The sequence below is a fragment of the Kaistia sp. MMO-174 genome (genome assembly GCF_037147815.1).
Lineage (GTDB): Bacteria > Pseudomonadota > Alphaproteobacteria > Rhizobiales > Kaistiaceae > Kaistia > Kaistia nematophila.
The window spans coordinates 514796-528824 of sequence record NZ_JBBCUO010000003.1; the positions used below are offsets into that span (position 1 = coordinate 514796).

The window sequence follows — 14029 nt, forward strand, 5'->3', positions numbered from 1 at the left end:
TTCGGAGCCCCAAATGGCCTTCCTCGCCGATAGCCTCGCCCGCATCAAGCCGTCCGCGACCATCGCGGTCACGAACAAGGCGCGCGAGTTGAAAGCGGCCGGTCGCGACGTCATCGGGCTCGGCGCCGGCGAGCCCGACTTCGACACGCCGGAGAACATCAAGGAAGCCGCGATCGCGGCGATCCGCGAGGGCAAGACGAAGTACACCGCCGTCGACGGCATTCCGGAGCTGAAGGCGGCGATCTCCGCCAAGTTCAAGCGCGAGAACAACCTGACCTACGCCCCGAACCAGATCACGGTCGGCACGGGCGGCAAGCAGGTGCTCTACAACGCGCTGATGGCGACGCTGAACCCCGGCGACGAGGTCATCATCCCGGCGCCTTACTGGGTGTCCTACCCGGAGATCGTGGCGCTCGGCGGCGGTACGCCGGTCGAGATCGTCGGCCCGCAGTCGAGCGGCTTCAAGATCGGCCCGGAGGCGCTCGAAGCCGCGATCACGCCGAAGACCAAGTGGCTGATCCTGAACTCGCCGTCGAACCCCTCGGGCGCGGGCTATACGCGCACCGAGCTGCGGGCGCTCGCCGACGTGCTGCTCAAGTATCCGCAGGTCTGGATCATGACCGACGACATGTACGAGCACCTCGTCTTCGACGGCTTCGAGTTCTCGACCATCGCCGAGGTCGAGCCGAAGCTCTATGACCGCACGCTGACGGTGAACGGCGTCTCGAAGGCCTATGCCATGACCGGTTGGCGCATCGGCTATGCCGGCGGCCCGGTCGAGCTGATCAAGGCGATCGGCACGATCCAGTCGCAGTCGACCTCGAACCCGTCCTCGATCTCGCAGTGGGCGGCGGTCGAGGCGCTGAACGGCCCGCAGGACTACATCCCGAAGAACGCCGAGATCTTCAAGAAGCGCCGCGACCTCGTCGTCTCGATGCTGAACCAGGCGAACGGCATCGTCTGCCCGAACCCGGAAGGCGCGTTCTACGTGTTCCCGTCCTGCGCCGGCACGCTCGGCAAGACGACGGCCGGCGGCAAGCTGCTGAAGACCGACGAGGACTTCGTCACGGCGCTGCTGGAAGAGGAAGGCGTCGCGGTGGTGCAGGGCTCGGCCTTCGGCCTGGCGCCCTATTTCCGCATCTCCTACGCCACCTCGACCGAGGCGCTGGAAGAAGCCTGCACGCGCATCCAGCGCTTCTGCGGCAACCTTCGCTAAGGCAATGACGGGCGGCCGCGGCCGCTCTGCTCTACCCCTCGCGACCGCGCCACGGCGCGGTCGCGTCGCCTCCCCCGGACGCGTTCCCCATCCGCGGGCATCGTCTCGGCGCGTCGCTGCACATGCGGGAAGACAGAACCTCCCGCAGGTCGTATCCTCCTGCCGAATTTCGCGCCACTCCGGGGGAACCGGCTTCGATGCTTGATCTGCGCCTTCACCACGTCTCTATCGTCGTGACTGACCTCGAGCGATCGGTCGCCTTCTACCAGAAGGCGTTCGGCCTCGAGCGCCTGCCGCGCCCGCCCTTCAGGACGCAGGGCGCCTGGCTCGACTGCCATGGCCAGCAGATCCACCTGATCCTCTACCCGCAGGGCACCTATCGCGCCAACGAGGCGATCGACAACAACGACGTCCACTTCTCGTTCCACACGCGCGACTTCTACGCCATCCTCGACCACCTGCTGGCGCAGGGCTTCCACGAGGGCCCGGACGCGAACGATCCGATGCGCCTCTACGTACTGCGCGACGGTCCCGCCGGTTTCCCGCAGCTCTACCTGCGCGACCCCGACCGCAACGTCGTGGAGGTCAATGGTGCTCCCTGATCGCGGTCCCCTCCCCGCTCAAGCGTCAGGCAGGCCATGACGGCCAATCATCTCGCCCTCTTCTTCTCGTTCCTGCACATCGTCTTCGCCGCGGCGGTGACGATCCACGCTCTGCTGACCCGGCTGAACCCGCAGTCGACCGTCGCCTGGATCGGCCTCGCCTGGCTGTCGCCCTATATCGGCGCCCTTCTTTACGTCATGCTCGGCGTCAACCGGGTCCGTCGCAAGGCGATCAAGCTTTCCAGCCCGGGCGACGACATCGACCCGCCGGAATCGCGCTTCGCGCTGACCCCGGCCGACGTCGCCCATGGCGAAGACGAACATCTGGAGCCCCTGGCGAAGTTCGGGCTCCGGATCACCGGCCGGCCGCTGCTGGCCGGCAACGGCATCACGCCTCTGGTGGACGGCCACGCCGCCTATCCCGAGATGATACGCGCCATCGACGCGGCGACGACGAGCGTCGGCATCTCCGGCTACATCTTCCATGACGATCTCGGCGGCGCGCCGATCATCGACGCGCTGATCGCGGCGCATGGGCGCGGCATCGCCGTGCGGGTTCTGCTCGACGGCATCGGCGGCGGATACCTGAAGAACCCAGCCTATGACCGGCTGCTCGCCGCCAAGGTCCCGGTCGCCCGCTTCCTGCATGAGGTCGCGCCCTGGAAGATGTCGTTCATCAACCTCCGCAACCACAAGAAGGTGATGGTGGTCGACGGCAGCCACGGCTTCACCGGCGGCATGAACATCAGCGCCGGCAATCTCTACCGCGACATCACCATCCCGATGGACCGCGCCGTGCAGGACGTGCATTTCCGCGTCGAGGGCCCGGTGGTCTCGCACCTGATGGAGACCTTCGCCGAGGACTGGGCGTTTACCGCCAACGAACTGCTCGAGGGTCCGGCCTGGTTCCCGGAAATCGGCGGCGCCGGCTCGATCCCGGCGCGCGGCATTGCCAGCGGTCCGGACGAGGACAATGAGAAGCTGATGTGGACGATGGCGGCGGCGATCGCCCGCGCCGAGCGGCGCATCCGCATCGTCACGCCCTATTTCCTGCCGGACGAACGCATCAATTCGCAGCTGGCGCTGGCAGCGCTGCGTGGCGTCTCGGTCGAAATCCTGCTGCCCGAGATCTCCGACCAGGCCTACATGGACTGGGCGATGAACGCCTCGCTGTCGCCGCTGATCCGTTCCGGCTGCCGCATCAGCCGTGCCGAGCCGCCCTTCGACCACTCCAAGCTGATGACCGTTGACGGCGCCTGGGCGCTCTTCGGCAGCGCCAATTGGGATGCGCGCAGCCTGCGGCTCAACTTCGAGTTCAACGTCGAGGCTTATGACGCCGCGTTCGCGGACGTGATCGACCGGCTGATCGACCACAAACAGGCCAAGGGGCGACCCGTCACGCTGGCGGAACTGCGTCGCCGCCGCCTGCCGACCCGCCTGCGCGACGCCGCCACCCGGCTGCTGACGCCCTATCTCTAGGCACGAGCGGCAATTCGGCTATAGCCAGCCGCGCCGCTTGAAATAGAGGAACGGCACCAGCGCCGACACCACCATGATCACCAGCGCCAGCGGATAGCCGAAGCCCCAGCCGAGCTCCGGCATGTCCTTGAAGTTCATGCCGTAGATCGTGCCGATCAGCGTCGGCGGCATCAGGATGGTCGAGGCGACCGTCAGCACGCTCACCACCTGGTTCTGCTGGTTGGCGACGAGGCCGAGCGTCGCGTCGAGCAGGAAGGTGATCTTGTTCAGGACGAAATTGACATGGTCCTCGAGCGAGCGCACGTCGCGCAGCGCCAGCTTCAGCCGCGCATTGTTGCCGTTCTTCAGGTCCGGCAGCATGGCGGCGGCATATTGGGCGAGCCGCTCCAGCGAGGAGAGGCTCTCGCGCGCCTTCGAGGCGAGGTCGCCCTGCATGCCGATCGCGCCGATCAGGATGGAGAGCCGCTTGGAGCGGATCCGCTCGCTGGCCTTGCGGGTGAAGATCTCGCTGTTGATGCGGTCGACCGCCTGGGCGATGTGCTCGAGCACGTCCGCCGTGCGGGCTATGAAGGCCTCGAGCAGTCCGTTGAAGATGCCGGCCGGGGTGCCGCAGCCGCTGTCGGGCTTCGGCGCGATGGCGAGGAACTGGCGAAACGCCTTCATGTCCTCGTAGCGCAAGGTAACTATTTTCGTCTTTCCGACGCCAAAGGTGAACGGCGTCAGCACGGGATGACCGGCGTCGAGACCGGCGAGCACGCTCGCCGTCATGAACACGACGCCGTTCTCGACATAGAAGCGGCTGGAGAACTCGATCTCCTGAGTCTCCTCGCGCGTTGGCACCAAAGCGCCGAGAAAGGCTTCGGCGGCGTGCTCTTCCTCGGCAGTCGGCGCGAAGAGGTCGAGCCAGGCGGCCGACGTGCCGGCCGCCGGCGCGTCGATCGAGATCGGTGCGAGGCCGGTTGCTGAAATCGCGTAGGCAGTCAGCATGCAAAGCTCCAGTGCGTTAACCGAATGGCAAGGCTTGTGAGCGTTGTCACTTGCGCCGCCCTCAAACGTTTGTCATGACGAACCTAAGTCCTATGTCGATGGGATCGAACCGCTGCAAGGCCCGTTGTAGGACCAAGCGCGGTCGTCACCCGCGGTTCCGCCGAACCCCCACCGACGGAATCCGCATCGCGGCTCGGGAGACCGGGCCGTAACACGAAAGGAAAAATTGATTATGGCGAAGTTTGTTTCCCTTAAGTCTATTGCAGCGGCTACCGCTGTCGTGCTGGCCGGCATGGGTGTCGCCAAGGCCGCCGACATCGTCGCCCCGGTTTACGAAGACGGCCGCAACGGCATTCGCATCGGCATGCTGACCTGCGACATCAATTCGGGCCTCGGCTACGTCATCGCCTCGGCCAAGGAAGTCGCCTGCACGTTCAAGCCGAATGGCGGCCGCGCCGAGGATTACGTCGGCAACATCAAGAAGCTCGGCGTCGACCTCGGCTACACCAGCCAGAGCCGCCTGATCTGGGCCGTGTTCGCTCCGACCGCCGGCTACCACCGCGGCTCGCTTGGCGGTCTCTATCTCGGCGCGACCGCCGAGGCGACCGTCGGCGCCGGCATCGGCACCAACGTCCTGTTCGGCGGCACTCGCGGCTCGATCGCCCTGCAGCCGATCAGCGCCACCGGCCAGATCGGCCTGAACGTCGCCGCCGGCGGCGCTGCCCTGCTGCTCGACCCGGTCAACTAAGACCTGGTTCTCGCGCTTCATCCTTCGGGATCAGAAGGCCCGCGCCATCGGCGCGGGCCTTCGTCGTTTCCGGGCCACACGAATTCGCGTTTTCACACCGCCTTGCCATGCCCGGCTTTCCCTGAGACGATCCGTTTGCGGGCCGGGTCTCTGGCTCCGGTCCACGCGTCCAAGACATGAGAATGCCACAAGAACATTTCATGAACGGAGGAAGCGATGACGGACAGGAACGGAGGTGGTGTCGGCAGAAGCGCCGGCCCCAAGGCGATCGCCCTGATCGGGCCATTCGGCAGCGGCAAGACGACGCTGATGGAGGCGATCCTCGCGCGCACCGGCGCCATTCACCGTCAGGGTCTCGTCGGCGACGGCACCGCGGTCGGGGACGCCGGCGCGGAAGCCCGCGCCCATGCCATGAGCGTCGAGCTCAACGTCGCGGAGACCAGCTTCATGGGCGAACGAATCGCCCTGCTCGACTGCCCGGGCTCGGTCGAGTTCGCGCATGAGGCGGAGGCGGTCCTGGCCGCCGTCGACTGCGCCGTTGTCGTCGCCGAGGCCGACGAGAAGAAGGTCGGCGCGCTGCAGCTCATCCTGCGGCGGCTGGAGGCGCTCAAAATTCCGCGCATCCTCTTCCTGAACAAGATCGACAAGAGCGAGAAAGGCGTCCGCGAGACGCTGGCGCTGCTGCAGCCGGCGAGCAGCGTCCCGCTGCTGCTCCGCCACATCCCCATCCGCCAGAACGATATCGTTACCGGCTTCGTCGACCTCGCGCTGGAGCGAGCGTTCATCTATCGCGAATACGCGCCGAGCGAACTGGTCGACATGTCCGACGACGTCCGCGTCAATGAGGTGCGCGAACGCTATGCGATGCTGGAAAAGCTCGCCGACTATGACGATTCCCTGATGGAGGAGCTCCTGGAGGACGTCGAGCCGTCACGCGAGCATGTGCTGGCGGATCTCGTGGTCGACATGCGCGCCGGCCTCGTCTGCCCGGTGCTGATCGGCTCCGCCCTGCATGGCCATGGCGTCGGCCGCTTGCTGAAGGCGATCCGCCACGAGGCGCCGGATGTCGCCGCCACCGTCAGGCGGCTCGGCCTCGGCGATGGCCCCGAGACGGTGCTGCAGGTGATGAAGACCGTGCATACCGGGCACGCCGGCAAGCTCTCGATCTCTCGCGTGCTGCGCGGCACGATCCAGGACGGCGTCGAGCTGATGGGGCCGGAAGGCTCGGTCGGCCGCGTCTCCGGCCTGCTGCGCGTCTTCGGCCAGCAGGTGAACAAGCGCGAACCGGCCGCCGCCGGCGAGGTCGTCGGCCTCGGCAAGCTCGACGGCGCCGCGACCGGCATGACGCTTGCGACCGGCAAGCAGGTGCCCGCGCAGCTCGCGCCGCTCGTCGCGCCCGAGGCGGTGATCGCCGTCGCCGTCTCGCCGGCCGAGCGCAAGGACGAGACCAAGCTCTCGGCCGCGCTGCTGCGCCTCGCCGAGGAAAGCCCCGCCCTGCGTGTCTCGCAGGACGAGGAGGCCAGCGAGATCCGCCTCGCCGGCCAGGGCGAGATGCATCTGCGCGTGGCGCTCGAGCGGCTCGCCGCGCGCTACGGCCTCAAGGTCGAGACGAAGCCGCCCGCCATCCCCTATCGCGAGACGATCCGCGGCGAGGCGACGGTGCGTGGCCGGCACAAGAAGCAGTCCGGCGGCCACGGCCAGTTCGGCGACTGCGTCCTTGAGATCCGCCCGCAGCGCCGCGGCAACGGCTTCCTGTTCGAGGATGCGATCACCGGCGGCGTCGTGCCGCGCAACTACATTCCGGCCATCGAAGCCGGCGTGCAGGACGTGATGAAGCGCGGCCCGCTCGGCTTCCCGGTCGTCGACGTCGCCGTCAAGCTCACCGACGGCTCCTATCACAGCGTCGATTCCTCCGATCAGGCCTTTCGCACGGCGGCGCAGCTCGGCATGCGCGAGGCGCTGGAGGCGTGCAGCCCAGTCCTGCTCGAACCGGTGCTGCATGTCTCGGTGACGGTGCCCTCCGAGGCGAGCTCGCGGGTCAACATGATGGTGACGCAGCGCCGGGGCCAGTTGCTCGGCTTCGACGCCAAGCCGGATTGGCCCGGCTGGGACGTCGTCGAGGCGGAAATCCCGGAATCGGAGATGCGCGGGCTGATCGTCGAATTGCGGTCGGCGACGGCCGGCGTCGGCACCTATTCGAGCCGCTTCGATCATCTCGCCGAACTGACCGGACGCCTGGCTGATCAGGTCTCGGACAGGAAGGGAACGCGCGCCGCCTGAGAAGGCCCGCGAGAGCAGTGAAGGCAGGGCCGCCGCGCCGCGGCCCTGCCTTCATCGACGCCAGTTTCCGGCATCGACCAACAATGACGCAAAACGAAGCAAGTTGATCGCATCTGTTCGTTCTTCCTCAACGAATAGCTGCGATGCGTGGTCTGTCGAAGATCCCATCAGGCCGCATGTGGTGCAGCGCTTCCTTCTTCCCATGATGTTCTTCGCCGCCGGCGTGTTGCTCTATGTGACGGCAGGCGGTCTCGGCGTATGGCTGATGCGCATCGCCAACAGCGCCCCCGCCTTCTGGCCCGCCAACGGACTGGCGGTGGCCCTGATCCTTTCGGTCGGAATCCATCGCATGGGATGGGTGCTCGCCGGCATCGCGGCGGCCGGTTTCGTCTTGCAGAAGCTGGCGGGCGCCGGAGCGCTCGGGACCTGGATCGCGCTCGGCGACATCCTCGAGATCGCCATCGTGACCATCGCGGCGCACCGCGCGCGGCTGCTGGGCTCCGGCCTGCAGAGCATCGCCAGCGTCGTCACCATGATTGCCATCCTCATGGTCGCCACGGTAGCGAACGCCGTGATGGCGGCTGTCGGCGTCGCCTTGTTCCGCCAGGTGCCCGTTCTCGACAGCGTTTTCATGCTGTGGCGGCTCGACATGACCAGCGCCCTGCTGGTCCTCGCGCCCTTCTTTGCGATTGCGACGCCGGGACGGCTCGACGAGATCCGCCAGACCCTGCGCCATGGCGCCTGGGCACGCGGCCTCGAATATCTCGCTTTGGTCGCCGTCATCCTCGGCGCGGTCGTCTTCATGTGGTGGAGCGGCCAGTCGCTGATCAGCTTCTTCACGGCGCCGCTGCTCTGGTGCGCGATCCGGTTCGGGCAGGCGCCGACGACCATCACGGCATCCTGTCTCTCCCTGCTCATCATTCTGCTGACCATCGCCGGCGAATGGCCGAACGCCTATTCAAGCCAACCGCTGGCCTGGCAGTTGCAGCGCATCGAGCTGTCGCTCAGCCTCAATACCCTCCCCACCCTCTTCATCGCGGCGGCCATGGCCGGACTCCACAAGTCGGCGCGCGCGCTGAAGCAGAGCCAGGAGCGGCTGCGCTATGCGCTGGCCGGATCCGGCGAAGGCGTATGGGACTGGAACATCGCCACCGGCGAAACCTATTTCAGCGACAGTTGGCACGAGATCCTCGGCTACGAGCCCGGCGAGATCGAGCCGCATGAGCGCAGTTGGGACCATCTGCGGCATCCTGACGACAATACCGAGAACCGGCGGCGCATCGCCGATCATCTCGAGGGGCGGACGCCGCGCTACAGCATCGAGCAGCGCTTTCGCCACAAGAATGGCGACTGGATCTGGGTTCTCGATCGCGGAAGCATCGTCGAGCGCGACGCCGAGGGGCGGCCGCTGCGCGCGGTCGGCACGCTGCAGGACATTTCGCGCCTTCGCGCCCGCCAGGACGAACTCGACCGCCGCGCCCATCACGATTCCCTGACGGGTCTCGCCAACCGGACGTCTCTCATCGAGAGCTTCGAGCGCTGGAACCGCGAGAAGCGCAGCTTCTGCTTCGTGCTGATCGATCTCGACGCGTTCAAGCCGATCAACGACCGGTTTGGCCATCAGTTTGGCGACCACGTCCTGCTCGCCATTGCCGACCGCATCCGCGCCTGCATCGGCAAGGATGACGTCGCCGCGCGCCTGGGCGGCGACGAGTTCGCGCTTCTGATCGACGCGCCGCAGGCCGATACCGAGTTCACGGCGCGGCGGCTGATAGAACGCATCTCCGAGGCGATCGGCTATGCCGACTCGCTCGTCACCACTGGCGCCAGCATCGGCATCGCGCCGGCATCGGACGGCGCGCCCGACTTCGAAACCACATATCGGATGGCCGATATCGCGCTCTACGACGCCAAGGCGGCCGGTGGCTCGATCTATCGCACCGCCGGATCGTCCCGCCCGTCCGGGCAGTCGCGGCGGGGCAAGCCAGCCTCAGCCCTTCCCGGCCCCGCCGGTGAAGATCCAGCCGACTACGCCACCGGCCAGGGCGAAGACGCCGCAGACCATCGCGATGGCCGAAAAGCCGGCAATCGTCGCCTGCTCCCATAGCGAGCGAAGGGCGGCCATGTCGACGCCGTCCGTCGCCGGCAGCGCGCCGCCGAAGCCTGCCTGCCGCACCAGCCTGGCCGCGTCGCCGTCCGCCGCCGCCAGTACGCCGTCGAAACCATGGCTGACGGCGATGCCGAGGCTTGCCACCGCGATCAGCCCGGCGACGCGCGCCACCGCATTGTTGATGCCGGACGCCGCGCCTCGCCGCGCTTCCGGCGCGGCGTTCATCACCGCCGTCGAGAGCGGTGCCACGGTGATGCCCATGCCGAGCCCCATCAGCAGCATGACCGGCACCAGCGCCGGCCAGAACCGCCCATCCGACACCGCCGGCGCCAGCAGCAGGAAACTGATGCCCGTCAGGATCGGCCCGACGGTCAGGCAGGGCCGTACACCGAGGCGATCGGAAAGGCCGCCGCCGAAGCGCGACAAGAGCGCCATCACGATGACGAAGGGCAGGAACACCGATCCCGCCAGGGCCGCCGGATAGCGGTGCGCCTGGATCAGCGCCGTCGGCAGGAAGAACAGCGCCCCGGCCAGCGCGAAATAGAGCAGCAGCGTCAGCACATTGACACCGGAGAACATCCGGCTGGCGAAGAGGCCGAGCGGCATCATCGGCGCCGGCGCGAGCGCCTCCCAGAGGATGAAGACGACCAGCACGGCCGCTCCGGCAAGCGCCAGCCCGGCGGCGAGCTCGACATGGATGCCGCCCGCGCCGGCGCCTATTTCCGTGAGGCCATAGGTCAGCACGCCAAGGCCGACCACCGCGCAGGCGCCGCCGATCCAGTCCATCCGGATAGCGGCGACCCTGCGGTCCGCCGGCACCTGGTATCGGCAGACAAGCCAGGCGACGACGGCGATCGGCACGTTCATCAGGAACAGCGCCCGCCAGGAGCCGAGATCGACCAGCGCGCCGCCGAGGATCGGGCCGATCGCCGGCGCGATCGACGAAGCAGCGGCCCAGGTGCCGATCGCCCTTCCCCGGATCTCGGGCGGATAATGCGCCGAGATCAGCGCCAGTGAACCGGGCACCATCAGAGCGCCGCCCACGCCCTGGATGGCGCGGGCGAGGATCAGGCTTTCCGGCGACCAGGCGAAGCCGCAGGCGGCGGAGGCGAGCCCGAACAGGGCGATGCCGAGCATGAAGACGCGGCGCAGGCCATAGGCGTCGCCGGCGGCGCCGCCGAGCAGGGTGAACGCGGCGAGCGTCAGCGTATAGGCGTTCGAGGTCCATTGCGCCTCGTCGAAACTGGCGCCGAGATTGGCCCGGATCGCCGGCAGGCCGACCGTGATGATCGAGCCGTCCATAAAGGCCATGCCGGAGGCGAGGATGGTGGCGACGAGCACAGAGGCGCGCGCCCCGGCGCCGCCTGCCTCGCCCTGGTTTCTGCCGGCTTCGATCAAGCTCGCCTCCACCCTCTCCACGCCCGCGAGCGTAGCCGAGTTTTGGCCTCGCCGCTTCGGCCATCACCCCTCGGGTGTCGCGGAATTGATCCGGCGCGGCCGCCTGCCCCTTGAGGCATGACGGCCGAGCCCTAGCCTGATCGATGGGGCCCCCAAACCAATCGAGGTGCGTCATGCGGTTTCCCGAAATGCTGATCGCGACCCTGGTGACGGCGGCGGCGCCCTTCCCCGCCGCGGCGCGGGACCTCCCCGTGGACCTGGAGCTCATCCTCGCCGTAGACGTCTCGCGCTCGATGGATGCCGACGAACAGGCCCTGCAGCGGCAGGGCTATGTCGCAGCGCTGCACCATCCGGACGTCATCGCCGCGATCCAGTCCGGCCCGACCGGCCGCATCGCGATCGCCTATTTCGAATGGTCCGGCTACAACTCGCAGACGATCATCGTACCCTGGAGCCTGGTCGACGATGCCGAAAGCGCCGACGCGGTCGCCTCCCGCATCTCGCCAGGCGAGGTGTTCGGACGCTACGGAACCTCGATATCGGGCAGCCTCACCTTCGCGGCCTCCCTCTTCGACAACAACGGCTATGCCGGCGCGCGGCGAACGATCGACATTTCGGGCGACGGGCCGAACAATATGGGACCACCCGTGCTTGCGGCGCGCGACGCGGTAATCGCGCAGGGCATCACGATCAACGGACTGGCGATCACGCTGAAGCCGCCGCGCAGCGACAGCAGTTTCGAGATCGACAATCTCGACGACTACTACCGCGACTGCGTCGTCGGCGGCCTCGGCGCCTTCACCCTTCCCGTGCACGACGTCGACCAGTTCGAGGTCGCGATCCGCCGCAAGCTGGTCACCGAAATCGCCGCGCAGCCGCCGCCGGTCATCCTGGTCGCCGACCGGTCGCAGGAGGCCAGGACCGATTGCACGAGCAGCGAGGGCGGGACTGTCCGCGCGCCGCGCTGAGCGATGGAGGTTGCGCCGGACGTCCGGCTTCGCCAAGGTGCCGTCGACATCAACGGCCAGGTGACCCATCCCGTGCGCATTCTGCTCAGCCTCTGCCTGCTTTTCCTCGCCGCCTTGCCGGCGGCCGCCCAGACCGCCAACAAGGCCCGGATCGAAAAGCAGTTCCAGAACTGGCTGGCGACGACCGTTCGCGCCGACGCGCAGAAGCGCGGCATCTCGCGCCAGACCCTCGATGCGGCGCTGTCCGGCCTGACGCTTGACTGGTCGCTGCCTGACCTTGCCCCGCCCGGCGTGCCGCGCAAGAAGGACGAGCCGCAACGGCAGGCGGAATTCTCCGGCCCGGCCCGCTATTTCAGCGAGCAGAAGGTGGCGACGCTGGCGAATGGCGGCAGGACGCTGCTGGCGAAATGGGGGAAGACGCTCGCCAAGATCGAGAAGACCTACGGGGTTCCGGCGCCGATCGTCGTCGCGATCTGGGGCCGCGAAAGCGGCTATGGCGCCGCCAAGATGCCCTATCCGGCCGTGCGGGCGCTGGCGACCGAAGCCTTCATGGGCGCGCGCAAGGCGAGCTTCTATCCCGAATTCCTCGCCGCGCTGCAGATCGTCGACGGCGACCATATCGGCCTCAACGAGATGCGCAGCTCCTGGGCCGGCGCGCTCGGCCAGCCGCAGTTCCTGCCGTCGAAATATCTGACGCTGGCGGTCGATTTCGACGGCGACGGCAAGCGCGACATCTGGAACTCGGTACCCGACAGCCTCGCCTCGATCGCCAATTACCTACGCCAGAGCGGCTGGCAGCCTGGGGTCAATTGGGGCGTCGAGGTCGAGGTGCCGGAGAGTGTCTCCTGCAGCCTCGAGGGACCGGAACAGGGCAAGCCGCTTTCCGCCTGGCAGGCGATGGGCGTGCGCCCCGTCGGCGGCGGCAAGCTCGCCGGCCGCACGCCCGACCGCATCGGCCACCTGCTGATGCCGGCCGGAAGGCACGGCCCCGCCTTCATCGTCTCGCAGAACTTCTACGTGCTGAAGAGCTACAACGAGTCCGATCTCTACGCGCTGTTCATCGGCCATCTGGGCGACCGGCTGCGCGGCGCCGGGCCGATCGCGAATGCCTGGGGCGATGTCGGCGGCTTCACCCGCTCCGATGTCCGCGCCATGCAGGAACGCCTGGAAAAGCGCGGCGTCGATGTCGGCACGGCCGATGGCCTGGTCGGCTTCAAGACGCGGATCGCCATTGGCGCCTGGGAGGAAGCGAACGGCCGCCGGGCCACCTGCTTCCCCGATGCCGGCATGCTGCGCTCGATCCGCTGAGCCGGCTCCCGAGCCGCCGAGTGTGACAAATGCAGCGCGTCGCTACGGAACCTTGCCGGCTACCCTTACGAATCGGGTCGAAACGCGCTACGTTAACCATGTCATCAACAAACGAAAGGAGGTGGTCTAGTGTCTCATTGTCGTTCACCGCGTATGTCGGTTCCAATGGTCCGGATCTCTCTCTTTGCAGAGGTTTGCGCCGCGTGACCGGCTTTCCTCCGGCTTCGTGCCGGGTCGCGGTCTGACAATGGAAGGGTCGTCCGCAAGGGCGGCCCTTCTTCCTTTTCGAGCGTTCCATGCAAGCTTCCAGCGAAACCCTCCCCGACGGCCCCCGCCCGATCGAGATCTATGTCGACGCCGACGCCTGCCCGGTGAAGGACGAGATCTACAAGGTCGCCGGCCGGCACGGCCTCAAGGTCCATGTCGTCGCCAATACCCCGATCGGCATCCCGCGCGAGCCCTGGATCGAGCGCGTGCTCGTGCCGAGCGGGCTCAACATTGCCGATGACTGGATCGCCGAGCGCGTCGGCCGCGGCGACATCGTCGTCACGGCCGACATTCCACTGGCCGACCGCTGCATCAAGGCCGGCGCCGACGTCATCGGCTCGAACGGCAAGCCCTTCACCGAGGCCTCAATTGGCAATGTGCTGGCGACGCGCAACCTGATGGAGGACCTGCGCTCGGCCGGCGCCGTCACCGGCGGCCCTCGCCCGTTCTCGCCGCGCGACCGCTCCGCTTTCCTGTCCGCGCTCGATCTCGCCATCGTCCGGCTTAAACGTGCCGGCTTCGGCGCGACGAAGGCGAAATAGCGCAAAAGGAGGCGTGTCAGGCGATAAAAACCTGTCACAATGTGATCGCAATCACACCACTCGCCTCTCTTCAACCGCTAGGTAACCATCACGCGTTTAGTGTCCTCTCGCGCGTGCTGCCAAG

11 protein-coding genes are annotated in these 14029 nt (G+C 67.4%); 9 read left to right on the forward strand and 2 right to left on the reverse strand.

The genetic code is table 11. The annotated features are described in order from the left end of the window. Positions 1 to 13 precede the first annotated feature (13 nt). The 3 genes from WFK98_RS14370 to WFK98_RS14380 all read left to right on the forward strand — a co-directional run bounded on the left by WFK98_RS14370 (position 14) and on the right by WFK98_RS14380 (position 3297). Positions 14 to 1216 carry a pyridoxal phosphate-dependent aminotransferase gene (locus tag WFK98_RS14370; protein WP_336800709.1) on the forward strand — a complete coding sequence of 401 codons (1203 nt, stop codon included), beginning with the start codon at positions 14 to 16 and terminating at the stop codon, positions 1214 to 1216. 197 nt (positions 1217 to 1413) lie between these two features. Beyond that, positions 1414 to 1818 (forward strand): VOC family protein, encoded by a 405-nt coding sequence (locus tag WFK98_RS14375; RefSeq protein WP_336800710.1) that lies wholly within the window; start codon positions 1414 to 1416, stop codon positions 1816 to 1818. A 36-nt stretch (positions 1819 to 1854) separates the two neighbouring features. After that, positions 1855 to 3297 (forward strand): phospholipase D-like domain-containing protein, encoded by a 1443-nt coding sequence (locus WFK98_RS14380; protein WP_266340700.1) that lies wholly within the window; start codon positions 1855 to 1857, stop codon positions 3295 to 3297. A gap of 18 nt (positions 3298 to 3315) precedes the next feature. Here WFK98_RS14380 and WFK98_RS14385 read toward each other — a convergent pair whose 3' ends face one another. Next, positions 3316 to 4284, reverse strand: a complete 969-nt coding sequence (locus WFK98_RS14385; protein ID WP_336800711.1) for a magnesium transporter CorA family protein — start codon at positions 4282 to 4284, stop codon at positions 3316 to 3318. A 232-nt stretch (positions 4285 to 4516) separates the two neighbouring features. Between WFK98_RS14385 and WFK98_RS14390 the strand changes: the two genes are divergently transcribed. The 3 genes from WFK98_RS14390 to WFK98_RS14400 all read left to right on the forward strand — a co-directional run bounded on the left by WFK98_RS14390 (position 4517) and on the right by WFK98_RS14400 (position 9419). After that, positions 4517 to 5032 carry a DUF992 domain-containing protein gene (locus tag WFK98_RS14390; RefSeq protein WP_442907415.1) on the forward strand — a complete coding sequence of 172 codons (516 nt, stop codon included), beginning with the start codon at positions 4517 to 4519 and terminating at the stop codon, positions 5030 to 5032. A 216-nt stretch (positions 5033 to 5248) separates the two neighbouring features. After that, a complete protein-coding gene (locus WFK98_RS14395) occupies positions 5249 to 7312 on the forward strand; it encodes an elongation factor G (RefSeq protein ID WP_336800712.1) in 2064 nt (687 codons plus the stop codon). Between the two features lie 181 nt (positions 7313 to 7493). After that, positions 7494 to 9419: a diguanylate cyclase gene (locus WFK98_RS14400; RefSeq protein WP_336800713.1), complete on the forward strand. Its 1926-nt coding sequence runs from the start codon at positions 7494 to 7496 to the stop codon at positions 9417 to 9419. On the opposite strand, the gene WFK98_RS14405 is transcribed toward WFK98_RS14400, so the two are convergent. Further along, a complete protein-coding gene (locus WFK98_RS14405; protein ID WP_336800714.1) occupies positions 9303 to 10820 on the reverse strand; it encodes a DHA2 family efflux MFS transporter permease subunit in 1518 nt (505 codons plus the stop codon). The genes WFK98_RS14400 and WFK98_RS14405 overlap by 117 nt on opposite strands. A gap of 173 nt (positions 10821 to 10993) precedes the next feature. Between WFK98_RS14405 and WFK98_RS14410 the strand changes: the two genes are divergently transcribed. From WFK98_RS14410 to WFK98_RS14420, 3 genes are all read left to right on the forward strand, one after another. Continuing rightward, the gene (locus WFK98_RS14410; RefSeq protein ID WP_266340706.1) at positions 10994 to 11788 is read left to right on the forward strand and encodes a DUF1194 domain-containing protein; all 795 of its coding nucleotides are present in this window, start codon (positions 10994 to 10996) and stop codon (positions 11786 to 11788) included. A 3-nt stretch (positions 11789 to 11791) separates the two neighbouring features. After that, a complete protein-coding gene (locus tag WFK98_RS14415) occupies positions 11792 to 13096 on the forward strand; it encodes a lytic murein transglycosylase (protein ID WP_336800715.1) in 1305 nt (434 codons plus the stop codon). A 296-nt stretch (positions 13097 to 13392) separates the two neighbouring features. After that, complete coding sequence (locus WFK98_RS14420) at positions 13393 to 13905, forward strand: YaiI/YqxD family protein (RefSeq protein WP_266340708.1); 513 nt, start codon at positions 13393 to 13395, stop codon at positions 13903 to 13905. The last annotated feature ends 124 nt before the right edge of the window (positions 13906 to 14029 follow it).